The organism is Nitrososphaerales archaeon (genome assembly GCA_032906765.1).
GTDB lineage: Archaea > Thermoproteota > Nitrososphaeria > Nitrososphaerales > Gagatemarchaeaceae > DASPPF01.
Genome location: JAJTZB010000005.1, coordinates 91,994 through 117,134, shown reverse-complemented (window position 1 = coordinate 117,134; position 25,141 = coordinate 91,994). Strand labels below are relative to the sequence as shown.

The 25,141-nt window shown below is 56.6% G+C and carries 19 protein-coding genes and 1 tRNA gene; 8 read left to right on the top strand and 12 right to left on the bottom strand.

The features are described from left to right. Nucleotides 1-8: 8 nt before the first annotated feature. Together LYZ69_06855 and LYZ69_06850 are read right to left on the bottom strand one after the other, a co-directional pair. A complete protein-coding gene (locus LYZ69_06855) occupies nucleotides 9-1,025 on the bottom strand; it encodes an LLM class flavin-dependent oxidoreductase (protein ID MDV3278168.1) in 1,017 nt (338 codons plus the stop codon). 72 nt (nucleotides 1,026-1,097) lie between these two features. After that, nucleotides 1,098-1,910 carry a hypothetical protein gene (locus LYZ69_06850; protein ID MDV3278167.1) on the bottom strand — a complete coding sequence of 271 codons (813 nt, stop codon included), beginning with the start codon at nucleotides 1,908-1,910 and terminating at the stop codon, nucleotides 1,098-1,100. Between the two features lie 258 nt (nucleotides 1,911-2,168). On the opposite strand from LYZ69_06850, the gene LYZ69_06845 reads away from it, so the two are divergent. Then, on the top strand, nucleotides 2,169-3,764 hold the full coding sequence (locus LYZ69_06845) for an APC family permease (protein ID MDV3278166.1): 1,596 nt from the start codon (nucleotides 2,169-2,171) through the stop codon (nucleotides 3,762-3,764). Nucleotides 3,765-3,900: 136 nt separating this feature from the next. Here LYZ69_06845 and LYZ69_06840 read toward each other — a convergent pair whose 3' ends face one another. The 7 genes from LYZ69_06840 to LYZ69_06810 form a co-directional block, all read right to left on the bottom strand. After that, nucleotides 3,901-4,896: a hypothetical protein gene (locus tag LYZ69_06840; protein MDV3278165.1), complete on the bottom strand. Its 996-nt coding sequence runs from the start codon at nucleotides 4,894-4,896 to the stop codon at nucleotides 3,901-3,903. Between the two features lie 322 nt (nucleotides 4,897-5,218). Continuing rightward, nucleotides 5,219-7,582 carry a xanthine dehydrogenase family protein molybdopterin-binding subunit gene (locus LYZ69_06835; GenBank protein ID MDV3278164.1) on the bottom strand — a complete coding sequence of 788 codons (2,364 nt, stop codon included), beginning with the start codon at nucleotides 7,580-7,582 and terminating at the stop codon, nucleotides 5,219-5,221. After that, nucleotides 7,579-8,457, bottom strand: a complete 879-nt coding sequence (locus LYZ69_06830; GenBank protein MDV3278163.1) for a xanthine dehydrogenase family protein subunit M — start codon at nucleotides 8,455-8,457, stop codon at nucleotides 7,579-7,581. Before LYZ69_06830 ends, LYZ69_06835 begins: the two co-directional genes overlap by 4 nt. Continuing rightward, complete coding sequence (locus LYZ69_06825) at nucleotides 8,454-8,921, bottom strand: (2Fe-2S)-binding protein (GenBank protein ID MDV3278162.1); 468 nt, start codon at nucleotides 8,919-8,921, stop codon at nucleotides 8,454-8,456. Before LYZ69_06825 ends, LYZ69_06830 begins: the two co-directional genes overlap by 4 nt. A 100-nt stretch (nucleotides 8,922-9,021) precedes the next feature. Further along, nucleotides 9,022-10,233, bottom strand: a complete 1,212-nt coding sequence (thrC, locus tag LYZ69_06820) for a threonine synthase (protein ID MDV3278161.1) — start codon at nucleotides 10,231-10,233, stop codon at nucleotides 9,022-9,024. Nucleotides 10,234-10,293: 60 nt separating this feature from the next. Further along, a complete protein-coding gene (gene cysK, locus LYZ69_06815) occupies nucleotides 10,294-11,328 on the bottom strand; it encodes a cysteine synthase A (GenBank protein MDV3278160.1) in 1,035 nt (344 codons plus the stop codon). A gap of 19 nt (nucleotides 11,329-11,347) precedes the next feature. Next, nucleotides 11,348-12,412 (bottom strand): hypothetical protein, encoded by a 1,065-nt coding sequence (locus tag LYZ69_06810; GenBank protein MDV3278159.1) that lies wholly within the window; start codon nucleotides 12,410-12,412, stop codon nucleotides 11,348-11,350. Between the two features lie 335 nt (nucleotides 12,413-12,747). Between LYZ69_06810 and LYZ69_06805 the strand changes: the two genes are divergently transcribed. Genes LYZ69_06805 through LYZ69_06795 form a run of 3 tightly spaced genes read left to right on the top strand, consistent with a single transcriptional unit; the run spans nucleotide 12,748 to nucleotide 16,449 of the window. Continuing rightward, nucleotides 12,748-13,626, top strand: a complete 879-nt coding sequence (locus LYZ69_06805) for an FAD binding domain-containing protein (GenBank protein MDV3278158.1) — start codon at nucleotides 12,748-12,750, stop codon at nucleotides 13,624-13,626. 22 nt (nucleotides 13,627-13,648) lie between these two features. Beyond that, on the top strand, nucleotides 13,649-14,104 hold the full coding sequence (locus LYZ69_06800) for a (2Fe-2S)-binding protein (protein ID MDV3278157.1): 456 nt from the start codon (nucleotides 13,649-13,651) through the stop codon (nucleotides 14,102-14,104). Continuing rightward, nucleotides 14,101-16,449: a xanthine dehydrogenase family protein molybdopterin-binding subunit gene (locus LYZ69_06795; protein MDV3278156.1), complete on the top strand. Its 2,349-nt coding sequence runs from the start codon at nucleotides 14,101-14,103 to the stop codon at nucleotides 16,447-16,449. Before LYZ69_06800 ends, LYZ69_06795 begins: the two co-directional genes overlap by 4 nt. A 176-nt stretch (nucleotides 16,450-16,625) precedes the next feature. Here LYZ69_06795 and ade read toward each other — a convergent pair whose 3' ends face one another. The 3 genes from ade to LYZ69_06780 form a co-directional block, all read right to left on the bottom strand. After that, a complete protein-coding gene (gene ade / locus LYZ69_06790; GenBank protein MDV3278155.1) occupies nucleotides 16,626-18,398 on the bottom strand; it encodes an adenine deaminase in 1,773 nt (590 codons plus the stop codon). A 101-nt stretch (nucleotides 18,399-18,499) separates the two neighbouring features. After that, nucleotides 18,500-18,593, bottom strand: a tRNA-Gln gene (locus tag LYZ69_06785). 38 nt (nucleotides 18,594-18,631) lie between these two features. Further along, nucleotides 18,632-19,684: a DUF354 domain-containing protein gene (locus tag LYZ69_06780; protein MDV3278154.1), complete on the bottom strand. Its 1,053-nt coding sequence runs from the start codon at nucleotides 19,682-19,684 to the stop codon at nucleotides 18,632-18,634. Between the two features lie 220 nt (nucleotides 19,685-19,904). Between LYZ69_06780 and LYZ69_06775 the strand changes: the two genes are divergently transcribed. Genes LYZ69_06775 through LYZ69_06760 form a run of 4 tightly spaced genes read left to right on the top strand, consistent with a single transcriptional unit; the run spans nucleotide 19,905 to nucleotide 24,866 of the window. Then, nucleotides 19,905-21,086 (top strand): hypothetical protein, encoded by a 1,182-nt coding sequence (locus LYZ69_06775; protein ID MDV3278153.1) that lies wholly within the window; start codon nucleotides 19,905-19,907, stop codon nucleotides 21,084-21,086. Between the two features lie 8 nt (nucleotides 21,087-21,094). Further along, on the top strand, nucleotides 21,095-22,186 hold the full coding sequence (locus tag LYZ69_06770; GenBank protein MDV3278152.1) for an FAD-dependent oxidoreductase: 1,092 nt from the start codon (nucleotides 21,095-21,097) through the stop codon (nucleotides 22,184-22,186). Then, nucleotides 22,183-23,571 (top strand): hypothetical protein, encoded by a 1,389-nt coding sequence (locus LYZ69_06765; protein ID MDV3278151.1) that lies wholly within the window; start codon nucleotides 22,183-22,185, stop codon nucleotides 23,569-23,571. The genes LYZ69_06770 and LYZ69_06765 overlap by 4 nt, the downstream gene beginning before the upstream one ends. Next, nucleotides 23,514-24,866, top strand: coding sequence for an FAD-binding oxidoreductase (locus LYZ69_06760; GenBank protein MDV3278150.1), 1,353 nt, complete (start codon nucleotides 23,514-23,516; stop codon nucleotides 24,864-24,866). The genes LYZ69_06765 and LYZ69_06760 overlap by 58 nt, the downstream gene beginning before the upstream one ends. Nucleotides 24,867-25,141 lie beyond the last annotated feature (275 nt).

Sequence of the window (25,141 nt, the reverse complement as noted above, 5' to 3'; positions counted from 1 at the left end):
AACCTCCCCTACGCAAGCGACTTGACAATATACTCAACGTTGGCACTCAGTGGGAGAAGGAGGGGAGACTTGCATCCCGTATCCATATACTCCTTGATCTTCCGCCTACAATCTTCAGGCGCGCCGGAGGCGGTAAGCATGCGAACAACATCATCAGGCACTATTTCCGCGGCACGTTCGATGCCCCCAGGTTTAGCTGGCCAGCCTCCCATCCTTTCCTGGACTGCTTCGATGAGGTCTTCACTAACTCCGCTTGCTTTCGCGATATGAGGCTGCTGCCCAAGGGTCATGGTGACGTGCTTCTTGGCGAGCCTTATCGCCTTGTCGGGGTCCTCATCCATGGAGCATGCTACGAGCTGGGGGGTGTCTATTTCGCTTATCTTCCTGCCAGCCTTTTGAGCTCCGCGCCTAATGCTCTCAAGAGCCTTTTCGTTGTATTTTGGAGACACCAAGTAGTTTAGTAGCACCCCGTCAGCGATTTCTCCTGCGAGTTCTAGCATCTTGAAACCTGTTCCTCCCACGTATATCGGGATTGCTCTCGCTCTCTCTCCGGTTCCATGAAGAACATCAAGTCTTACTCCCTGCATCTTGACGAATTCTCCTGCGAAGTTCACCTCTTCCGCCTTGAACAGACGCCTAATCACCTGCACGTACTCCATCATGCATTGAAGGGGCTTTGTTCGCTCTATCCCAACCTTCCGCGCCAGGGGATCCCACCACGCTCCTAGCCCAAGCAAGACTCTACCATCGGATAACTCGTCGAGTGTGGCGAACGTCTGTGCAATCAGTGCCGCGTTCCTCGTCCAAGTATTGATGACGCCCGCCCCCACCTTGATCCTGCTCGTGTCAGTAGCGATGGCCGTCACAGGCACCACAGCATCTCTTGCTAGTCTGGACTCCGCAATCCACACTGATTCGAATCCGTGTTGCTCTGCGATCTGAGAATACCTAACCATTTCCCTAACATGCATGTCTTGGAGATAGAGACCCAGCCGGTCTATAGAAGCGGCTCCCCTCGTGGACAAACTACTTTGCCCTATTTGTTTGAACTGAAACTGGATATAAAGTCTCTAGCGAACTATCGAACGGCCGGAGGCTCATATCTCGGCTCGGACCCCCGACTCCACTACCTCCTGGTCCGCCCAGGGCAGCTCGTACCACCTTTTCTTTTCTCCGATGACGGCTCTCATCTTCCACCTCACAGTCTTCGGCTCCTCTTCGATGGCCTTCCTTAACGCCTCCGCACGCTCACTGGAACGCTTTCTCTGTTCCTCCTCGAGACCCAGCCTAATCGCGTCCTCGGCTAACCTTCCCAAGTTTATTGTGAACGTCTTGTACACTCCCCAATCTTCGGCGCACAATCTTGCGATGTAAGTAGCGTTGATCTTGTCTAGAACCTCTACTGCCGAGATGTCGTGATCTAGCAACATCGCGAGGATGTCTTTGATGTCCTTTTCGTTGATTTCGACTATCTGCAGCTTCGTTGACAGAAGATCAGAAATCGGGATGGTCTTTGGCTCAAGCTCAATCCGGTTTTTCAGGTCGAATTTGTGGCACATCTGGAAGACATCGAGGAAGACGTCGACACGTCTGGAGTTCTTGATATCGTTGAATATGAGCCTGGACACTTGAAGAGCGTTGAATCTCTCCCTCGGTTTGTATCCGAGCTCCTTGAAGAGCTGCGTTATCTTGCCAGTATCCTTACTGTGACCGATGACATCGATGTCCACATAACGCCTGGACAGCGGAGCCTTGGAAGCTGAAGGGCACCGTAGACCCACTGCGACTCCTCCAAGCAGACGCAAGGTGACGCTCTTGGTCTCCGCAAACCGAAGGATTCGCTCCGCTTCGTCCCCGAGAGACTCGAATGGGGTGAATGGGCTGCTCAGTGAAATCTCACAATCCGACATGACGAGCTAGGACTCCTATCTCTAAGAAGCTTTTCATCTTACGAGAACCTCCGATTGGGAGAACGCCTATTTGTTGTCAGGCGGACTGTCACAGCCGACATGGGTCTCAGATCATTTGGAAGCGTCCTTCGATAGCGAGTTCGTCACGGCTCACATTCCTGTTCAAGCTCAATCATCTTAGATTAGAGGCCAACACTCAAAGCGACGAGTGGAGCTTAAATAAGCGCCTAAGACCAACGATTACGAGCGAAGCTAGCCTTGAGCGAGCAGAAGAGGCAAGCTGCGGGTCCTCAGACGCCATCTGTGTTCGTACGTGAAGCGACTGGTCTGGTCAAGAACGTCTCTTTCTTCGATAGCATCGCCATGAACATGAGCAATATGTCGGTAGGTGCATTGCTCGGTGTCATAGGAATCTCCGGCCTGGTTCCAATGTTCTTCTCTGGGGCGGACATGTCTGGCGTAAACCTTGTTCTTCTTTCGGTAATCGCGTTTGTTGTATCCTTCCCTCAGATAGCGGTCTACACCATAATGTCTCGGAGAATGCCTAGGACTGGTGGTGACTATGTCTGGGTGTCTAGAGTTTTTGGGGGCCCAGCAGGGAGCATCCTTTCCTTCATGGGCTACACGACAGAGACAACCGCGTATCTCGCCCTGATAGTGCTGTCTACCGTCTTTGCGGTAGGGTCAGTAGGGTTGTTCTTCACCTTCAACTCGGCTCTCTTCGGCCTCGCCGTCCCCAGCAATGTAACGGGGGCGATTCCCTGGGCTCAGTTTCTGGTGGGCGCCGTAATCTTCGCCGCCCTCATAGGAGTCAACATAATCAGGCCGAAAGCGGGCTACAGGCTCGTCTCTGTTCTCACGATCTTCGGATTCTTCGCTCTCATCCTCGCAATGGCAGTCCTGCTCAGTGCTGGGTCTAGCGGGGTCCAGAACTTCATTAACAACGGCTACATGGCCGTAAACGGGACGAACACCTACCATGTTATTTCGAGTGGTTATCCCGGTGGTTTCTTCAATTTCGGAAACACGCTCTTTCTGCTTCCATTGATGGCCGCCTTCGTATACCCGTGGCTCAACGCAGCGCCGGCCGTCGCCAGTGAGATCAAGGGCAAGTCCGCATTGAGGTGGAACGTCCCCATTTCCGCGATTCTGGTGTTCGTCTTTGTCACGGGGTCGCTTGGCGTTATGTACCTCGTGGCCGGTCAGGCGTTCACCAACGGGGCCTACGCCAATCCCAACCTAGTCTACAACTACTCGTTCAACTTCTGGACCTTGGCCATGGGTGTCTCCGGGAACAACATCGTGGCAGGTCTAATCGGCATCGGATGGATTCTCGCTAACGTGAGTGTGCTTGCCTACGGTGTAATAGTAATTTCGAGGTATCTGCTGGCTCAATCATTCGATAGATTCCTTCCATCTCGGATATCGAACGTGCATCCGAGGTTCGGTTCACCGGTAACTGCCTTAGTTATCTCTCTGGTCCTGACGATCGTGCTCGTGGGGCTGGCATCATTCTACTACTCGGGCATGTCAAGTCTGTTCGGAGCGATTATCGCCTCGATGATCTACTTCATGTTTGTAGGGCTGGCGGCGGCGGTCTGGGGTCTAAGAAAGGAGAGCGGCATGAGCAAGGCGATTCTGGTGGCCGCAGGAATCATCAACTTCTTCGTCTTCGGCTTCCTGTCGTACCAATTCCTCGCCAATCCGGGAGTGTGGTCCCTGAATTCCCTGACCTACACCTTCGTCATACTCACGACCATTTCTGGGGCAGTAATCTACTTCGCTTCCAAGGCATATCATAAGCGCAGAGGCGTGGACATTTCCTTGGCTTACAAGGAAATCCCGCCAGAATAGAGCGCAGATATTAAGAAGTTAGACGTTTTTGCGGGGCCTGAGGCACCCCGGACGAAGACTGTCCAGTCAGGCTCCACGACAGGGTGGGTTTGAGGTTCTTCTACCTAAAACTGACCCTTCTGGCCTTAACCTGGCGTCAACAAGTGGGATTCGATTCGGTCGTTGACCGAGAGAGAAGTTCCTGCTTTTCCAAGCCTGCCAACAAGGCCAGCACAGCCGCTCTTACGTAGAGGAGGTTCTCTGCCTGGTCGTAGATGACGCTTCTTGGACCGTCCATGACCTCGTCATCGGCTTCCTGACCTCTGAAGACAGGGAGCACATGGGTAACAATTCCATTCTTGTCCATGGCGTCAGTCAACTTTGTCGTCAGGCGCCAGTCCTTGTACCTGTTGTGAAGCTCGACCTCCTTCTCCTTCCCGAACCGGTTTATGCCGGTCGTGACGCATTCATGGCTCGCCCAACTGCGGGGGAAGACCACGTCGGCTCCTTTCATGGCCTCCTCGAGGTTGTGGTTAATGTCCAACCCCCCGCCAGACTGTCTAGCATTATTCTTGGCCTCTCGAACCAGGTTCTCGTCAAGGTCAAAGCCCTCGGGGTAGGCGAGTACCGTGTTCATGCCATACTTCGTAGCGATGAGCATCTCGTCTTGTACGCTTCCCCAGCTTCTGACGTGGTCACTATAGCTCCACATGATGACGTACTTCTTCCTCGCCAGCTTCCCATCGAACTTTTCTTTGAGGGTGAAGACGTCGGTTATTGCCTGGGTGGGATGATAGACATCGTCGGCCATGTTTACCACTGGTATGTCTGCGTGCTTCGCGTATTCCCTGATTACCGCATTTCCCCTTCCATACACGTAGTCCACGGCAGACTCCAGGATTCTTACTCCGAGCGCGTGTCCCAATCTCTCGTACATCTTCGCCATGTCCTTGATCGATTCACCTTCGGCGCCTCTTGTAGTGGCGAAGTCGATGAACTGTGAGTGACCTCCAAGGACAGTCGCTGCGGCCTCGAAGCTCGACCTAGTCCTTGTCGAGGTGTTGTAGAAGAGCATGAAGAAGGTCTTGTTCTTGAAGAGTTCCGGGACGCTGCCAGAACGATACTTCTGTTTTATGTCTCTGGCAAATTCCATCAGGTAATCGATCTCTTCTCTCCTCCAGTCTTGTGTAGATATCAGATCCCTCCCATGCAGGTCCGGGGATTGCACATCGACAATGTGAGCGCCACCACTTATAAGAGGTAGCAAGGGGAGAATCGGACATTACAACGAATCTGTTCTCGTGAATGTCCAGAAGCCAGCGGACCGACATTGATTCGCGCTGTTCAGGACATCCTGCCGTGTTGTCTTTGGTAATACCAAAGACTTGAGATGATTACCCACGAGCGTCTCTGCCACGATCTGCAGTTGAACCCGAGTCCCATTTCGAGTCTTACGAAGAACCACCTGGTTTTCGTCACGCTTGACCCTGACTCTGCGGCGCGGACCCCACGCACGAGTTGTACGTGGAATCAACTGGGGTGTCGGACGACCCTTGCGTCAAGACACTGGGAACTACCTTTCTTTTCAGAGCCCAGTAGACTCTTTCCGGGGTAGCTGGAATCTCGTACAGCCTTGTTCCCGTGGCGTTGTAGATGGCGTTTATTATCGCTGGTGCGATTGGTACAAGCCCGATTTCACCCACTCCCTTCGCCCCGTATGGTCCTGTGTTCTCCACGGATTCCACGGCAATCACCTCGATTTCCGGAGCATCCTTTACGGTAGGTATGAGGTATGTCGAGAAGTTGGATGTCTTGAGCAACCCTCCCTCTATCTTGGCTTCCTCCATGATTGCGTACCCAACCCCTTGAACAGCAGCTCCTTCTATTTGCCCCTCGAACGTCTGCGGATTGATGACTCTCCCTGCATCGGGAAGACAGACGAGCTTGATTACTTTGACCGCGCCTGTCAGCGTGTCAACTTCAACAAGGGCCAGGGCGCAGGAGAACATGTAGAATAGGTGGGGTATCTCCAACGAACCAGGGATTGGCTCGACACGCGGGACGTCAAATGTCCCAACGAACTCCGCGGTGAGCGCTCTGGACCTTATCTTCTCGGCTATCTTGGTGTAGGAAATCTTCCTGCCCGTCTTCATCGAGACCACCTCGGACGACCCGGCTTGCAGGTCTCCCGTTGGCTCGTTGAATTCTTCCCCGACTAATTCGACGAAAGTGTCCAGCATCTTTCTTGCTGCCAAGATGATTGCGTTGCCGCCGAGGTACGTCGACCTAGATGCGGAGGTCACGCTGGTGTCTGGCGTTTGGAGCGTATCTGCGCAGAGGACGGATACATCGTCGAGATTGCACTCTAGGGCTTCCGCGGCTATTTGGGCAAAGACTGTCGTCATGCCTTGGCCGATCTCCGCGGTGCTGACCTTGACCAAGAACCTACCGTCTCCTGTAACTTCTATCTTCGCAGACCCTTTGTCAGGAACGGCACCCAAGGTGAATCCCTTGATTGCGGCCCCGACGCCTACGCCTCGTCTTACCCAAGGTCGGTCGCCAGACCCATACCTCGTTTTGTTTGACCACAGCTCGTGCTTCCTAGCTTTCTCCAATGCTTCGTAGATTCCGACCCCTCCTTCGAGCTTGTTCTTGAATGGGCCAATGTCTCCTTTTCTTAGGGCATTTCTGAGTCTGAGTTCTATGGGGTCCAAACCCAGCCTTTCCGCTAGAATGTCCATCTGGCTCTCTATGGCAAACATGACCTGCGGGGCACCGAACCCCCTGAAGGCACTCGCGACGTGATTATTGGTGTAGACCAGCGTTGCTTCAACGTCGATATTCGGGATTCTGTACGGACCCGAACAATTTTCTATGGCCACGTCCAGAACGGCCGGGCCGAGTCCTGCGTAGGCTCCGGTATCATAGACTATCTCTACCTTGTTTGCGATTAGTGAGCCGTCAGATTCTGCCGCGGTCTTCATTTTGATTATACCAGGATGCCTCTTCAGGCCTGCTATGCAAGATTCCTCGCGGGTCCAGGTCATCTTCACGGGTCTTCCCGTCTTGAGGACCGCCAGAGCAAGATGAAGCTGTACCAGGACGTCATCCTTTCCGCCGAAGCCGCCTCCCACTGGCGGTGTCACCACTCTGACACGTTCTTCGGGGAGGCCCAGGGTTTCACATATCTCAGACCTGTCCTTGTAGGGCCCCTGCCCTCCTACCACCAGGTTCACCCTTCCTTCCTTATCGAGATAGGCCACTCCTGCCTCAGGCTCTAGGTAAGCATGTATCGCCGAGCCTGCGCGGTATGTATTCTCGACCACCACAGCAGCTCTCTTGGAGCCTGCTTCCACGTCCCCAATCGATATTCTCGTCTTTCTGCACACGTTACCGTTTTCATGGACTTTTGCCGAGTCGGGTCTGAGAGCTTGGAGGGGGTCTGTAACAGCCGGAAGAGGTTCGTATTCAACCTCTATCAGGGCTAGCGCCTCATCCATCTTCTCCACGCTCTCCGCTACGACTAGTGCCACCGCGTCTCCTTCATAGCGAACTTCGCCGTCACATAGGACCGGCCTGTCGCGGAGGAACACTCCATACCTGTTGCTTCCCGGAACGTCCTCGTGAGTCAGAACGGCCGCGACGCCGGCGAGGGCCTTGGCCTTTGAAGTGTCTATTCTCTTAATCAGCGCATGAGGATGCTTGCTTCTGAGCACCCCTGCCCAGAGCATCCCCGGCAACGACATGTCTGACGCGTACTTAGTCGCACCACTGGCCTTCTCGTGGGCATCCCTTCTCGGAACGGGCTTGCCTACCCACTTGAATTCTTCTTTGCTCATTTCCTGTCGATGCTCCTGGCCAAGATTTCGTGGAGTCCTCGGTAAGTCAGGTTGACCGCCATCTCTCGCCTGTACTCGGCCGATCCCCTGACATCCGTTATCGGAGAAATGGACCCGGTCACCGCCTGTGAGGCATCCTCTATCCTACGCTCGTCGAGGATGCCATGCTTCAATATTTCCTCAGATCTGTCCGCCCTTACCACAGTCGGCGCCACGGCCCCCAAGGCAATTCGGGCGTCGACGAACTCTGCTCTCCTTCCACCCCGTCTGAGCCACATACACACGCTGACTACGGAGCAAGCCTCACCGAGCCTGAGGGTGTGTTTCAGAAAGAGACCGTCTTCTTCGTCCCCCATTTTCTTGAAGTTTATTTCGGTGATCAGTTCGTTCTGTCGCAGGTTCAGCTGCTTGTAACCCCTGAAGAAATCCCTGACCGGTACCTCCCGTCTCCCCGTCAGGCTGGCCACGACTACCCTTCCTTCTAGCGCGTAAAGTGGTGGTATGCAGTCGCCTGAGGGCGAGGCATTCCCCAGGTTGCCTCCGATGGTGCCCTTGTTGGTGACCTGTATCGATCCTATCGTGCCCGCGGCTTGGGCGAGGGGCGGCGCGAATCTCCTTACTTCCCGCGACTCGGCTATGTCTGTGAGGCTGGTAAGGGCGCCTATGCGAAGACTCTCCCCATCCTGTCGAATGTATCTGAGCTCGTCGAGCTGATAGATGTTCAGCAGCTTCCTCTCCGCCAGGACCCCCTCCTTCATCTGAATCACAACGTCGGTACCTCCGGCGATGACTCTGCGTCTTGTCTGGTTTATCCTCTGTAACGCTTCTTCGAGCGTTCTGGGGCTCTCCACGTCAATGTCGTAGAGGGTAATCAACCGAATTCAACTCCTCTCGCGACTGCCTTTACGACCTTGGTATACCCAGTGCATCTGCATAGGTTTCCCCTCAGAGCTTCCTTGGTTTCGTCAACACTTGGTCGTGGATTTTTGGCCAGCAGGGCCTTCGATGCCATTACTATTCCAGGGGTGCAATAGCCACACTGGACAGCTCCCTCCTCCACAAACCTCCTCAGAATCGCTTCCGACAGTGGGTCTTTGGCCAAGCCCTCGATTGTGATTACCTCGGCGCCCTGCACCTGCTCCATTATTGTGAGGCATGAATGAACCGCCTTGCCGTTTATCATCACGGTGCAAGCGCCACACTCTCCCTTGCTGCAACCATTCTTGGTTCCAGTGAGATTGAGGATGCCCCTCAGGACTTCAAGCAGCGTGTATGCGGGCGGCGCCTCTACCACAACAGGTTTGTCGTTGAGTTTGAAAGAATATTCTTTCAATTCCAAGACGGTTAGACCTGCAAGACGCCTCGAAGTATTTTAAGCCATAGCCCAACGGAACGGTCATCGGAGTTCATTCGTTAGGCTACGTCACTTTCCGGCCAGGTTAGACGAGGAGGGGCTCAGGGTGCATCTCGATTATTCTGTCTGGTTCCTTCAGACCCGAGCCTGTGACTAGGACAACTACGTTGCCATTCTTTTCGACAACCCTGTCTGTCATCATCTTTTTCAGTCCTGCAAGACCAGCGGCCCCCGAAGCCTCCGCGAATACCCCCTCATAGGCTGCCAAGTCCTTCATAGCCTGCATAATCTCTTCGTCGCTCACGAAGACACCCGCGCCGTTCGTGCTCTTGACCGCCGCCATAGCCGCATCTCCATCCCATGGATAGGGGTCTAGAAGGCCGGACGCGATGGACTTCGGATAGGCCTCCAGAACTATTTGACCGAATCCCAGGCCTCCCTCGATAGCCTTGACAAGGGCGCTGTTTCCTTCGGGCTGGACCGCGACGAGGCGCGGAAGGGATTCGATCAAGCCTAGTCTCTTGAAATCTTCGAGGCCTTTCCATATGCCTGTCAGAAGGCAGCCAGACCCTGTGGGGACGAGGATTATGTCGATATTCGCCCACCCTCGCTGCTCGTAGAGTTCGTAGACTATCGTCTTTGGCCCCTCTACTTGATATGGATTGAAGGGCCCGAAGCTTGGGCATGGGTAGTACCCGAATCTATCCGCGGCTTCGATCATCGACTGCACTGTGGAATCCTCTCCCTCCTTCACTTGTTTGCAGCGAACGATGGCCGCTCCATACATGAGAAGCTGGGCCACTTTGCCTTTGGATGCGTCGTGGGGGACGAAGGCATGGCATCTTATGCCGGCGGCTGCAGAATAGGCGGCCAATGATGCCGCAGCGTTGCCGCTTGAGGCTATCACCACGTCCTCTTTCCGGAGTTCGATCGCTTTTGCCAAGCCGACGGCCATGGCCCTGTCCTTGAAAGAGGCTGTGGGGTTTCTTGTCTCGTCTTTTAGGAACAAGTTTCCCATTGCAAGCTTCTCGCCAAGCCTCCTTGCGTGGATGAGAGGTGTTCCGCCCTCTCCCAGCTTGACGGCGAATTTTGAGGATACAGGCAGTAGCTCCTCATAACGCCATACATCTCTCAACTTTCTTGATTCCAGCGTGGCGCGAGTCACCTTGCCTGAGATGGCGCGGTAGTCGTAGATTATGTCCAGCCGCCCAAGATCTCTTCTTTCGCACAGGAGAGGGTTGTCTTCTGGCCGGTACTCTTTGCCGCATCTCGAGCAGACTAGCTTCTTTACGTACACAGATCTCCACGGTCCAGAACAGAACGACGGTTCGGCAGGGACGCGAGTGGTACTGTCAATCTAGGTTACGATTTCAAACCTTGACTGGTGTCTCTCAAGCTGTTCCAGGCTGTATTGGTCGAGCTCGTGCTTTCTGCGAGTTACTCTAAGTTTCTCCTTCTTTACTCCGAATACTTCTGTGGAGAGATACCTGCTACCCGAGTCGTTTATCATGGTTACGAGTCTCCGTATCTCCGGATGCTTCTTGAGAACCTTGATGGCCGCGGCCACGTTGCATCCCGAAGATATGCCGCAGAATATTCCCTCTTCTCTCGTAAGCCGACGGGTCATCCCGATGGCCTCGCTGGACGACACCGTTATCACGCCGTTCAACAGACCTAGGTCGAGATTCTTCGGAACGAATCCATCGCCTATCCCCTCGATCTTGTGGGTTCCCCATTTGCGTTGAGAAAGGATGGGTGCCTCCGATGGTTCGACCGCGTAGAGCCTGACCTGCGGGTTCCTCTCCCTGAGGAACCTTCCGACTCCTGTCAGTGCTCCACCTGTTCCCTGCGACGCGATGAAACAATCAACCTTTCCGCCCAGTTGGCTCCAGATTTCCGCCCCTGTCGTCTTGTAGTGGGCTGAAGGATTGTCGGGATTGGAAAACTGATCGGGAAACCAGTACCTGCCACTGTTTCTTTTCATGAGCGCCTCTACCTTCTTGAGGCACAGGTCCACATCGCTTTCACCGCCCGGTGTAAGAATCAGGTCTCCACCAAAGGCTTTGATGAGTTTCTTCCGTTCGTCACTCATCCCCTCGGGCATGACGATGGTCACCTTGTATCCGAGCAGAGTGCCGACAAAGGTGCACGCGATCCCGGCGTTTCCAGTCGAAGCCTCCAGAATCTCCATTCCGGGCCTGAGTTCCCCTCTGTTTATGGCTCCTTGGATCATTTCCTTGTAGATTCTGTCCTTCAGGCTTTCGGTGGGGTTGAAGAACTCCAGCTTTGCATAGATTTCCGATCTTATTCCCTCTGCGGAAGGTATCTTCGCGAGCTTTACAATCGGTGTGTTCCCGATGGCGTCAAGGATGGCACCGCTACCACTTGTCAATTGTGTGGCCCCCTGGGAATCATCTTTTCTTTGGGCCCATAACCATGGCCATGACTGCCTTTTGGACGTGCAACCGATTTTCTGCCTGTTCAAAGTAGAGGGAGTAGGTCTTGCTGTCGATGACCTCGTCGGTTGCTTCCTGCCCCCTGTCTGCAGGCCCACAGTGCATGTATTTTCCTTTGTTCGTTAGGTCCATCATTTCCTGCGTGCATATCCAATCTTTGAACTTGTTCTGATACTCCGAGGCGCCGTCTTTGTTCACAGTTTGACTGTATGGTGGAACGAAGGTCTTCGGCGACCAGGCCTTGGGGTAGACGAAGTCAGCGCCCTCGAAGGCCTGTTTCATGTCATTCACCACCTCGAAGCTTCCGCCGTATCTATCGGCGTTATCCTCGCATGCCTTGATTACGCTGTCCTCCAGCTCAAACCCCTTTGGATGAGCCAACACGACATCCATGCCGAACTGGGTTCCTATCAGCACACAGCTCTGAGGGACAGCGAGAGGCTTCAGACCTCCTGAGTAGGCATATGATACGACAAACTTCTTTTTCTTCGGCTTGGGCTTTACGTCAACGATTGCCTTCACGTCTGCTAGGGCTTGGAACGGGTGGTACATGTCGTCCTCCATGTTCAGCACGGGAATATCGCTCCAGCGTGCGAATTCCTGAATGACTTTGTGGCCTCTTCCTATCACCCACTTTGCGGCATCCCCGTAAATCCTAATGGCTATCGCGTCCCCATACCTAGAAAGCACCCTTCCCACGTCGGCAATTGCCTCTGTCTGGTAGGGGACCATGTCCTCGGGTAGTGTCGGGGTGTAGACATCGCTGGAACTCATGAAATGGGCGTGCCCGCCCAGTTGATAGATGCCTCCCTCGAAGGAGTTCCTAGTCCTCAAGGAGCGATTGTAGAAGAGCATGAACAAAGTTCTGCCGGGCAGATAATGGGTGAGCGCTCTTTTTCTGAACTTGACCTTCAGGTCTTCCGCTGCTCTGAGAATCGCTGCGATCCCTTCTTGCGTATGGTCGTTAGTATTCAGGAAATCCTTTCCGGCCATTGAGCCTACGTATGATGGAGCCTTCATGACGGGAAAACCCTCGATTTCCTGATTTATACAGAGTTCCATTCGCAGTAGGCCTGGACAGAACTTTCCGCGCAGTAGAATCTCCCACAACCTCCCGTCATAGACGCACGTCCGACCTGGGAGAGAGCCACTTCATTCCCGCCCGACACGAAGGGCTTTTAACTCGAAGGACTGCTCTCATCAGAGATTTGGCAGGATCGCCCCGGACATGTGGTGATGGGAGGCGAGGTGGAAGTGGAAGCTGAAGATGCCAGTCTCGAAGCATCACTCCAGGGGACCTCGAAGAGGCTCGGAGACACTCTTCTGAAGCCGCCCCAGATTAGAGGTGGGTAGGGTTGCACCCCGAGCTTTACTCACCACCGAACTTGCACGACGCGCTGAAGTTCCTAGAACCTGAAGATAGGAATGTAGCCGTGCTTGCAAGCGGGACGGACCTACTCCCCCGTATCAGAAAGAGGCGGATTGCCCCTGCAGTCTTGCTTGACATCTCCTCCTTTCAGAGTGACTTTAGATACATCCGTCAGTCAGACGGAGTGGTCCGGCTGGGGGCTCTCACCACTGTTACTGACCTGTTGGAGTCCCCCCTTTTTGGCGAGAAGCTTTCGATTGTGCATGAGGCCGCCGAGCTATTCGGGGCCCCGCAGGTTCGCAATGTTGCCACCGTTGGCGGGAACATCTGCTCGGCCGCATCCTCCGAAGACCTGATTCCGGTCTTCATGGCGCTGGATGCCCAGCTGAAGCTAATCAGCGCCAAAGGGGAGCGTTCTATCCCCTTGAAGGACTTCGTCGTCGGAAAAAGGGCAACAGCCATGAAGCCTTCGGAAATCCTCTCCGAGATCTATTTCGAATCTCCCAATGGGCGCAGCTGGTCTGCGTTCGAGAAGCTGGGCCGTCGAAACATGCTCATCCTCTCCATGGTGAACGAGGCCCTTTCTCTGAGCTTGGAAGATGACCTGCTTACAGTCCACTCGGCGAGAATAGCCCTCAACAGGGTGGCTGGTCGCGTCCCCGCACTGGCAGCAAAGACTGGGACGTTCCTCGCTGGGCGCAGGCTCTCCGAGGAGACCATCGCGGAAGCTCAGAGGATGTTGGCTTCGGAACTAGATCTGACCAGCGACTTCAGGGGATCAGCTGCTTACCGCGCCGAGGTGGCGCAGGTCTATCTGAAGAGGTTGATTCGACGCTGCTCCGAAAAGATCAGGGGGTTGGCCTGAGACGACGAAGCATCCCGTTACGTTGAACGTCAACGGGGCCGAACACTCTTTCCACGTAGATTCCACCGACAGGCTCATAGACGTCCTCAGAGAGCGGATGGGGCTCAAGTCGGTCAAAGAAGGATGCGGGACTGGGGACTGCGGCATCTGCGCTGTTCTAGTGGAGGGGAAGCTGGTGAACAGCTGTCTCATGTTGGCTGCGCAGTGCGATGGAAGAAGAGTCGTGACCTTGGAGGGGTTGCTCGACGACCCCGTCATGAAGAGGTTTCAAGGCAGTTTTGTTGCCAACAACGCCGCTCAGTGTGGCTTCTGCACCCCCGCCATGCTCTTGGCCGCCTGGGACCTAGCAAAGCACTCGTCCAATCCTTCGACTGGTGAAATCAAGACGGCAATCAGCGGGATACTATGTCGGTGCACGGGCTACTACCCAATCCTAGATTCGATCCGGGAGGGGTGCAGGAAGGAGGCGAGGCCATGACTGAACAGGTCTCCGAGTTCCTCGAGTCAATTGAGGAGAAGGCAGAGAAGGGGCGCCTACTCTACATTGGGGAGAACGTTGCCAGAGTAGATTCCCTGGAGAAGGTTCTCGGCAAGCCTGTCTACACGGCTGACCTCGTACCCCGAGGCACAGCATACGCCAAACTCTTTCACTCATCTATCCCCCACGGAGTAATCAGAGGGATGGAGCTGGCAGCAGCGAAGGCGCACCCTGGGGTCCTGGGCGTCTTGACGTGGAGGGACATCCCCGGCGTCAACGAGTCCAGCTGCATCCTGCCGGATAGGCAGCTGTTCGCGAAATCCGAAGTGCGCTCCACTGGCGACATCATAGGCGCAGTCGTGGCCGAGACTTGGCCGGCTGCTGCTGACGCCGCTGCGAGCATCAAAGTCGAATACGAATCTCTGCCTGCTGTCTTCGATCCCCTCGAAGCACTGAAGCCTGACGCAATCAAGTTACATCCCAACGGCAACGTCGCCAAGCAGATGAGAATCAGGAAGGGCGACGTGGAGAAGGGCTTCTCCCAGTCCGATCTAGTTCTGGAGAAGACGTACAGAACCCAGTTCCAAGACGCCGCGCCCCTGGAGCCAGAAATGGGCATGGCAATCCCATCCGGAGATGGTGGTGTTACCGTAATTGGCTCCATGCAGAGCCCTCATCACACTCAGGCCGCTGTCGCGAAGGTTCTCAACCTGCCCCTAGGAAAGGTCCGCGTCATCCAGGCGGTCACGGGCGGCGCCTTCGGCCCCAAGTCCGACGAAACACCCTTCGACGTTTGCTCCACCGCTTCACTGGCAGCAGTCAAGTACGGCAAGCCCGTCTTTTGCAGCCTCGACAGAGAAGATTCCATGATCATGCATACCAAGAGGCATCCTTTCATCATCAGACACAAGACTGGAGTGACCTCCGATGGCTTGCTCCTCGCCGACGAGGCGAGGCTCGTGAGCGACACGGGAGCCTACGCATCTCTGGGCGTCCTTGTGATAATGCGGGCAACCTTTCACTGCACCGGTGCCTACGAAGTGCCCAGTGTGAAGGCCGACTCCTATCTAGTGTACACAGACAACACCTATGCCGGGAGCTTGAGGGGTTTCGGCGGCCCCCAGGCCATCTTCGCAATCGAGAGCCAAATCGAGGAGCTGGCCCACAAGCTGGGCATCGACCCTCTGGAGTTTCGGCTGAAGAACATGCTGGTCCCTGGGAAAAGAAACGCCACGGGGGCTCTTATGGACGACAGCTGCGGGCTTCCTCAGTGCCTCGAAAAGGTGGTTGCCTCCAGCAACTACTGGGAGAAGAACTCCCGGTACAAGGCTCAGACGGGGACCGTCAGGAGGGGGCTGGGCATCTCCCTCTTGATGCACGGGAACTCCCTAGGTCCGGAGGGGAACGACTACGGCGCCGTCCACATTGAAATCGAGAAGGACGGCACGATATCATTTGGCACCGGCCTGACGGAGTACGGCACTGGCGCCGTGTCCGGCATGATGCAGGTGGCCTCCAGCGTCCTGGGCGTGCCGCTGAGTCGTTTCAAGATGGAACGGCCCGACACGTCCAAACATCGAGAGAGCGGTCCCACGGTCGCGTCTAGGGTGGTGGTGATTGGCGGAAACGCGGCCCTGTTGGCCGCAGGGAAGCTGAGAAGTCGGCTTGACGCGGTGGCAGCGGAAATGCTGAAGGTGAGCGGCGCGAGCTTGGCCATAGTCGACGGAATAGCCTTCGACCGCCGCAACCCATCTACTTCGGTCTCCTGGGAAGCCCTTGTGGCCGAGTCCTACAGGAGGGGCATCAAGATGGATGAAGATGGGTTCTACATGGCTCCGCCCGCTCCTTGGGACCCGGAGACTGGACAGGGAACGCCCTACCTGCAGTACACTTGGGGAGCGCTGGTGGCCGAGGTGGAGGTGGACACCGAAACGGGATGGTATAGGGTTCTAGGGGTCCACACCGCCTACGACGTGGGCAGGGCGGTCAATCCCGGCGGGGTTCTGGGCCAGATCTACGGCGGCACGGTCCAGGGTATAGGCTATGCCACCATGGAGGAGCTCGTGCAGAAGGAAGGGTTCGTGATCAACCCCAACTTGGGCGATTACTACATTCCCACGTCGATGGACATCCCCCCTGAATTCAAGGCGTACATCGTGGAGGTTCCCGGGCCGCTAGGCCCCTTCGGCGCGAAGATCATCGCGGAGCCCCCCATAGTCCTCCCCGCACCCGCAATACGGAACGCAGTCCTCAACGCGACGGGAGTCTCTGTGGACGACCTCCCAGTAACTTCTGAGAAAGTCCTGATGGGAGCGAAGCAGAAACAGACCCAGCCATCTCTCTGATCCTCAGCCTGAGCGTGTTCGCGCCAATGAATTCTCAGAGTTTCTGAGCGAGAGGAGCTGCAACTTTTCATACACTGACCTGGCTTCTTTGCACTCTTGGACTCGAGAGGATCAGCCCTAGACTGAACTCGTTTTTGCTCTTCACTCGTTTGAAAAATCCTCGCACTACCAACTGCTCAAGCGACAAAAGGCACTACAAATCTCTGCTTATCCACATCAAAAATGCCTTTGTCAGTTATCCTGGCGTGAGGAATCACAGAGAGTGCGAGAAGACACGGTAGTGGCATGTAGGGATGATCGAGGACACCTATCTTCTTGAATGCGTTGCGCAGCGCTTGCATTTCCTTGGAGACTTGCTCAAGAGGCTGATCTGACATCAGACCAGCAATTGGCAGTTTTATCCGGGCCAGGGTCTTCAGCCCCTTCACTGCGGCAATGCCACCTTTGCTTTCTATAACAAGATTGGCAGCCGCTTGCATATCTCTAGCATCTGTTCCCACGACCAGAAGGTTATGGGCGTCGTGCGCCACGGTAGTTGCCACAGCCCCACTGCCTATGAGGTTTCTCACAAAGCCGAAGGCCTTTCCTCCGTTCTTCCCATGTCTTTCGAAGACGAACACAAGCGCGACATTCCCGAGAGAGAGCTGGCCATTCTTGATGTCCACCCTCACTTTGTTCAGCTTTGTGAGAACCATCTCGAAGAATCTTTCTCCTTCATCCTTGTGCTTCTTGGAATTGCGGAAGTCTATGGCGTTGACGTAGACAGAACCGTTCACGAGAGGAGGATGCACATCGAAATCCTCCAATTTGAGAGGCTTGAGCTTCATCGTATTCCTTGCCGAGCTGTCAAAGGTCCTCTTTTCTAAATCGACCAGCATCTTCCCCTGCTTGGCCACCGGCACTCCGTTGGCTACGACGAGCTCGACAGCGAATTTCTTGAGGCTCTTGAGCAGCACTATGTCAGCTACTCGACCGGGCGAGATGGCGCCCAGTCGATGCATTCTCATGTGCAGGGCCGGCCTCAAAGTGGCGCTCCTTACTACTTCCACAGGGTCCATACCTTCTTCAATGAATGTCCTGCAGACGTAGTCGAGATGTCCCAAATTTGCGAGATTGTCCGGCATGACGTCATCAGTACAAAGAATCAAGTTGTACGGATGGAGAATGCGCTTTAGTCCTTTTACGAACTTCTTCGTGTCAAGAACGTATGGACCCCTTAGCTTCACGTACATGCCAAGCCTGAACTTCTCTAGCATGGTCTGAACTGTGAAAATCTCGTGATCAGCCTCGACCCCAGACGCAATGTACGCGTTAAGTTCGCGGCCGGACAGAAGAGGAGCGTGACCGTCTACCACAGCGTCGTGTTCAATCCCCGATTTGAGAATGTTCACCATCTTTTGTTCTCCTCTCAGAACGGCCGGATAGTCCATGACTTCGCCCAATCCCCATATCCCCGGCCAGCCAAGCATTTCTTCGATGTCACTGGATGTCAGTTCTGCTCCGGCTGTGACTGCTTTCGACTCAGGAACGCATGTTGGAACATAGAAGTATAACTTCAACGGTAGACCTCTGCTGTCCTCTATCATTGCTCTCACACCTTGTTTCCCCATGACGTTTGCAATCTCGTGTGGATCGGCGAATGCTGTTGTCAATCCGTGGGGGAGCGTTGCTTCCGCAAACTTCGACGGAGTGACCATGCTGCTCTCGACATGCAGATGAGAGTCTATCAAGCCCGGTATGGCTATCATGCCTTTTGCATCTATCGTCTCGGTTGCCGTAAGACCCTCCGAGGCTGTGCCGACGTAGACTATTCTGTCTTGATACACGCCTATCGAAGTCTCGTATGTTTCCCCTGTGAAGACGTTCAGCAATGTGGCGTTCCGAATCAGGAGCGTCAGGCCCCTCGTGCCCAATGCGGCTGAAACGTATTCGCTTGAGGGAACGGACATTATGACGTTTTTTCGTAGCTTTCTAATAAATCCGACACTTGATGGTTCTGTTTAGTCTACGGGTGGTCGTATTAACCTGGTTTGTTCTAGCCCCTGAATAGTGGTAGCCCGGAGAGGATTCGAACCTCTGTCAAGGGCTCCAAAGGCCCCTATGCTTGACCGACTACACTCAGCGGATTGCTCCTCCACCGGGCTGCTCGGGCTACCGATTCACGCTGGGTCAGGCAGGTGATTTAGCCTTGCTTGGCCGCCTTGATTATCTGGCGGGCGACTATCGGCACAGGGTCATCCATGGAGTCTAGCACCTTCGCGGCCTTCGTCGAGATTTCGCGCCTTTGCCTCTCGTCCAAGAGCCGCTTCACCTGGCGGACCAGCTGTTCTGGTTTGGACGCCTTCGCAAGGAGCCCGACGGACTCTAGGTACTTCTCAGTGTAGAGCGAACCCTGGAACATGGACACGGTCGGCACGCCCATCAGGGCTGATTCGGCCGTCATGGTCCCGCCCATCCCGACGAAGACGTCCGTCCTCGCCAGCAGCGCCCTCCCGTCGACGACCTCTTCGGGCACCACGTATCTTGTGCCGAACCTCGCCTTCACACGACCGAGCTGGTCGCCATAGCGGCAGAGCGCGACAAGGTTCTGGTTTGGGAAAGCTTCGGCGATGCCTAGGAGCACTGCGTCGGAGATGGTCTTGTCTGTGCCGGCCATGTAGGGCGCGTAGCTCTCCTCGAGCCTGACTGTGATTGTCCTCCTGGCGGGGTCAAGATCGGGGAACGGGCCCTCCTTCGCCCTGCGCTTCAGCCAAGCCGCGGGGTCGAGCGCCCGGTAGCGGGTTATCATCGAGCGGGTGAGGCCGTATTGGGACCACGCCTCGTAGGGGACGACCCAGGGGCAGAGGAGGTGGTGAGTCAGTGGCAGGGAGAGGCGCCCAGCAACTTGTGAATGAGGCGAGTCGTTGACTGCGATGTGCTTCACGCGCAATCCGAACGAGACACGCGCACAGACTGCGGAGGCCACGGACAAGGCCACGTCCGGCCTGAACCTCTTGACGATGGGAATGATTTCCGCCTGGCGCTTCGTGGCAGCCAGCAGTTGATCGACCGGATCCTTTCCGCCCCTCTCGCCCACATACTTCAGGTCCAAGCCCTGCATCCTGGCGACGGGTTCGACCTCTCTGTACTTCCTCGACGTAGCCAGGACCTCGCATCCTCTCTTCCGGAGCGCCTCTACGACAGGGGCGAAGAAGAGGACTTGTTTTGGCGTGAGTACATCAAGCCAGACCCTCAATCTTGTTCCTCTGGGTGACAAGCCTCTATCACACTCGCGGCAATCTGACCCCTCCCCAGGTTATCTATGGATTTGCCACTGCCCGAATGTGACTCGTGCGGCGTGAGACGATGGCAGCTTCCGTCCTTCAATAGAAGGAAAAAGGCGCTCGCCGACCCACGATTGTCTACCATAGAGAGGTTATATGACTGAGAGGCCGTGAGGGCGAATCAGTGATCGGATGAAGGACAAGACGTACGCGTTCACCGCCATCCTCACCTTCGTCACGTCGCTGACCGTTGGCAATGTCGCGTACCTGTTCTTCGGCTACGGCGCTAGCGCCCTGGGAATGCTGACCGCAGGCCTCTTGATGGACCCCGTCCCCGCGACTGCTGTCTTCCTAGTAGCCAACACCGCGGCCCTGGGCTTGGTCGCGTACACTCACTCCGCATTCACCCTGCTCGTCGTTGGTGCGGCCCTAGTGAGGCCCCTGCAGGTCTTCGCCCTTGCGAAGTTGAAGCGGCGCATCGGTCCCCTCGGTGCATCTATGGGCGTGGTCCTCCTCGGCACAGCCCTGGCTACAGTCCTCGGCTTGGTCTTTTACGGCGGCGACGCGGCGAGCACGCCCATGACTTTCTTCGACGGCGCGTTCATACTTCCAGCTTACATCATCGCCAGAGGAGTCAGCGGGGGCAAGCCGGGGGGGTTGCTCCTGGCTGGGGCTGCGCTGACATCCACCTTCGGCGTCTTCTTGTCCGCTAGCCCGTTCTGGATTCCGGTGGCCACGGTCGTCGGCCTCGCAGTCCTTCTGGCTTCCACTTGGGCCGGCCTGAAGGCGGAGGCTTCAAGGCGAATCCTCGCGCTCACCTTGGTCGCTGCCGTCGTCCTCTTGCCTGTTTCGCTGGCGAGCAACACCCTCGCACTCTCCTACAACACGCGCAATGCATTCTACCCCCTCTATCCCGACTCGCTCATTGCGTCCCAGTGGATGCAGACGAACTCCTCGTCCTCCTGCATGCAGGGGAACATCGCCGGAGCCGGCACTGTCCAGAGCGGCGTGTGGGGACCACAGAGGCTCCGGGTCCTGAGCACCTGCGTGACGGTCAGCGGGGTGGTCGAGGGCATCACGCCCCAGTACGGCCCGTCCAACGACAACGACTTCGGGATTGACATCAGGCTCGACCAGCCATATGCCCAGACGCTCTCGATCGGGAACTTGGTGCTCGAAGCCGGTCTCATGCACGCTGAGGTGGTCCCGTCTCAGCAGCCGTCGCTCGCCTCCCAGCTCAACCTGATGAAGCCTGGAGACAGAATCACGATCACGGGCGCCCTCGTGCTTGACACAGACCACGGCTACGGGGCAGAGATTCACCCGGTGTGGGCAATCGAGCTTGGGCCATCCTGTGGATGCTTGGGTGGTTGAACGTCCCCTTGGATAAGAGTGGGAGCGTCTTCGACGTCGCAGTCATAGGGGCGGGGATTGTCGGCCTCATGGTGACGTACAGGCTCTCCGGAAGGCAGATGCGCGTGTGCTTGCTCGAGAAGAATGGCGACGCCGGAATGGGAGTCACGTCGGGCCAGGCGAACGTGATTCACGTGGTGCAGCTACCCTTCGGTTCGGTAAAGAGCAAGCTGGCCAGAAAGGGAAACGCGATGTACGACAGCCTCTGCAGTGAGCTGGACGTCAAGCTCCTCAGGATGCCGGCCCTGCTCGTCGTGAGGGGATGGCTGAGGCTTCCCGTCCTGTTCTTCGCGTACGTCTACCTCCTCGCAAACCTCCGCGGGCAATTCAGAACCCAGCTGATGCGCGGTTCCAGCCTCAGGAAGCTCGAGCCCTCGCTTGCGGAGTCCGTGACCGCGGGAGTCGTCGTCCACGGCTACGGCACAGTGGACGCGGCGTCCTTGGTGGCCAGGCTGAAGCAGGCTCTCGAGGGCAGGGGAGTGGTACTCGAGTTTGGTTGCGAAGTGACTGGAGCGGAGGTCGGCGAGAGCTCGACGTTGCTCAGAACGAGCAAGGGGGACTTCATGGCGAGGTACGTGGTGAACGCCGCAGGACTGCATTCGGACGACATCGCGAAGCTGCTGGGCAGGGACCTGGGCAGGCTGGAGCCGGGCCTCGGCGTGATGGCCGTCTACTCCGGCCTGAGCCTGAAGACCATAATCGCTCCCCTGCCTGTCAGCGTCGGCTCCAGGACCAAGGGGGGCGCGATAATCCCCGCTGTGGACGGCACCACAATCTTCGGCCCTACCCTGAGAGTCACCCGGTCCAAGGACGACAACACGTTTACGGATGAGGACGTGAAACTGCTGACGCAGAAGTTCGGTCCCCTCCTCGCCGACGCAGGGAAGCTTGTTCGAGTCTACACGGGCGTCAGGCCGCTCTCGCCCACGAAGGACTTCGTCATCGACATCGACAGGAGGAGGCGGGTCGTGAACCTTGTCGGAATCGAGTCCCCCGGGCTGACAGCCGCCCCTGCGCTCGCCGAGCTTGTAGAAGACGCGGTCTCAGGAGCGACCAGTTGAGCGGCAAAGACCTGTACGCCTGCGTCGACGTTGGAACGACTAGGATCAAGCTGAACGTGTACGACTCTGAACTCAGAAGGGTCCACTCGGAGAGTGTGGCAGTGCCGGTCACCGAGGGGCTCCAAGACGCAGAGCAACTCTTCTCAGCAGTGAAGCACCTCCTCCTCAAGAGTAAGGAATTGGGAGCCAAGTCCGCAGGCCTGGCCACGTACAGAGCGTCCACCGTGGCCTGGGACAAGGAAGGGAAGCCACTCACACCTATCGTGACCTGGACAGACAGGTCTGTGTTCTCGACGTTCAGGAAGCTGCCTGCGCACCTGAAGCTTCTGGGAAGGGTGCCCCCGTTCGACCTTGTCATCTCAGCCTACTCCCCTGTGATGAAGTTCCTGAGGCTCAGGGAGCTGAACCCTTCGATGGGGGAGGGTCACATGGAGTGGACGCTGGACGCCTACCTCGCCTACAGGCTCACAGGTAGGTTCGTCTCGGACGCCACCAACGCCTGCCTCACTGGAATAATCGACCCGAGGACTATGAAGCCCATAGGCACAGTGACGTCCCTCTTCGGATTCAAGACCGAGGTGCCAGAACTCGTCGAGAACACCCAGAGAATCGGGTCGTTCGACGGCCTCGACCTCGACTGCCTGATAGCTGACCAGCAGGCCGCGAGCGTGGCCGAAGGCGCGACAGAGGGGGGAATCGCGAAGGTCACCAACGGGACGGGGACGTTCGTCGACGTGCCCACCGACGGCTTCCGCAGGAAGGGCGACCTCATTCCGCTCGTCCTCCTCAAGCACAGGGGCAAGGTCTTCTTCGGGGTCGAGGGCTACCTCCCGACGACCGGCGTGGCCGTGGATATGATGAAGGGGATGGGAATCCTGAAGGACTACGGCGACTTGGAGGTGGAGACGGATGGGGGCGTCCTCTTTCTCCCCGCTCTCTCCGGCCTGCAGGTTCCGCGCGTCCCTTCCGCTAAGGGGCTGATCGCAGGCCTCGACCTCCGATCCGACAAACGGGCCCTGGTCTCCGGGCTGCTGAAGTCGATAGCCTTCCACGTGAAGCTCGTGCTGGAGCAGGCCGAGGAGGAGGTGAGAACCCTCAGGGCCGACGGCGCACTGTCGAAGTCTGACGAACTCCTGAGGAGAATCTCGGCTGCCACCGGGATGGCGGTCGAGAGGAACAGGGACGTGGAGGCCACTTCCAGGGGATTGGCGATCTTGCAGATGGCCGCGGAGGGCAAGGGCTCGCTGGAAGAGCTGACGAAGGTCAGAGGCGAGGCAGACGTTTTTAGCAGAAAGGCCACACCAGGCCAGCAGGAAGAATACGAGAGATGGCTGAGACTGATAGGCTTGTTGAGGAGCTCGAAGGGGTTCTTCCTAACCGAGTGACCAAGAACGTATCAGCGTACCTGAAGGACTGGTGGCCCCTCCTCTGGCTAGACAGCGAGGCGCAGGGTAAGGCTGTCGCAGCGGTGAGGCCGGTCAGCATCGACGAGCTGGTCGCGCTCGTCAACTTCGCATCCTCCAACCGAGTGGCCCTGTACATCCGTGGAGGAGGGAGCTCGGTAACTGGTGCTTCCATCCCCTCGGGCGGAGTGGTCGTGGACATGAGTGGCATGAACCAGATACTTGACCTCGACGAAGCGAACAGGACGGCGACCGTCCAAGCCGGAGTCAGGCTCAAGGACGTGGAAGCCAAGCTCAACGCGACAGGTTTCACCCTCTCGCAAATCCCGCAGTCGCTCGAACTCGCGACCGTCGGAGGATACGTGTCCACGATGGGGACGGGGCAGTACAGCACCAAGTACGGTGGGATTGAAGATTCCGTGCTGCGGCTGGAGGTGGTCCTTCCAACTGGTGAGGTCGTCTGGACCAGGAAGAGGGGGGCGCCGCGTTCGTCCATGGGCCCCGACCTCGCGAAGCTCTTCCTCGGAGCCGAGGGCTCGTTCGGCATAATCTCGGCGGCTGAGCTGAAGATCCGCAAGCTTCCCAAGCATGTGTGGAAGGCAGCATACAGCTTCTCGAGCTTCGAAGCCGCAATCAACGCGTCGAAGGCGCTGATGGACATGGACGTCAGGCCCGCCGTCTGCAGGACCTACAACGAGGTCGAGGCCGTCTTCCAGTTCGGCGAGCAGTCGTGCATAATGCTCCTGGTCTACCACTTCAACTCCGAGGCGGTCTTCGGGACGGTGAGAGAGGAGGTCTCAGCGATGTTGGAGCAGGTCTCCACAGTCGCGAACTCAGAGCTTGTAGACAGATGGCTCGAGAGGAGGTTCAACTTCAGAGAGGAGATTGAGACGGTGCGGAAGATGGGCTACACCCTCGACACCATCGAGATGGGTGCGAAGTGGACAAGGCTCTACGGGCTCTACGTCGATGCCGTAGAATCACTGGAGAAGCTCAAGGGGGTCTCGGGCGTCGGGGCCCACGTCTCCCACCTCTACGACCAAGGAGCCTGCATCTACTTCACAGTCATCTTCGAACCCAGCAAGGAGGTGTACTGGAAGGTCTGGGGGGCGCTGGCCAAGGTCGCGGGGACACACGACGCGACTCTCTCGCACCATCACGGTGTCGGGATCCTGAAGAGGGTCTACGCAAAGGACGAGGTCCAGACGAAGCTGTTGGAGAAGATTAAGCGGGCCACAGACCCCGAGGGTATACTCTCCCCCGACAGAATGCCATGATTGCGGTCGCTGGGGCTACGACTCTGACCTCAACCTGGCGCCGCGTCGCCGCAGTGAGCTGTTCGGCTCTCCTCTCTCCCTCCTCTCTTGAGCGTAGCGAAGCCCTTGCCCTAAAGTCCAGACCCTCCAACATGATGTCCGCAGTCGACGCAGACGCCCTCCATCAATCGCGAGCAGCCCTTCCTACAAGGACAGTTTACGAATCCCTTCTTCAGCACCATCTCGCCGAGCCTGCGTGAATCGCGCTTGAAGTTCTGACAGCGATTACACAAATC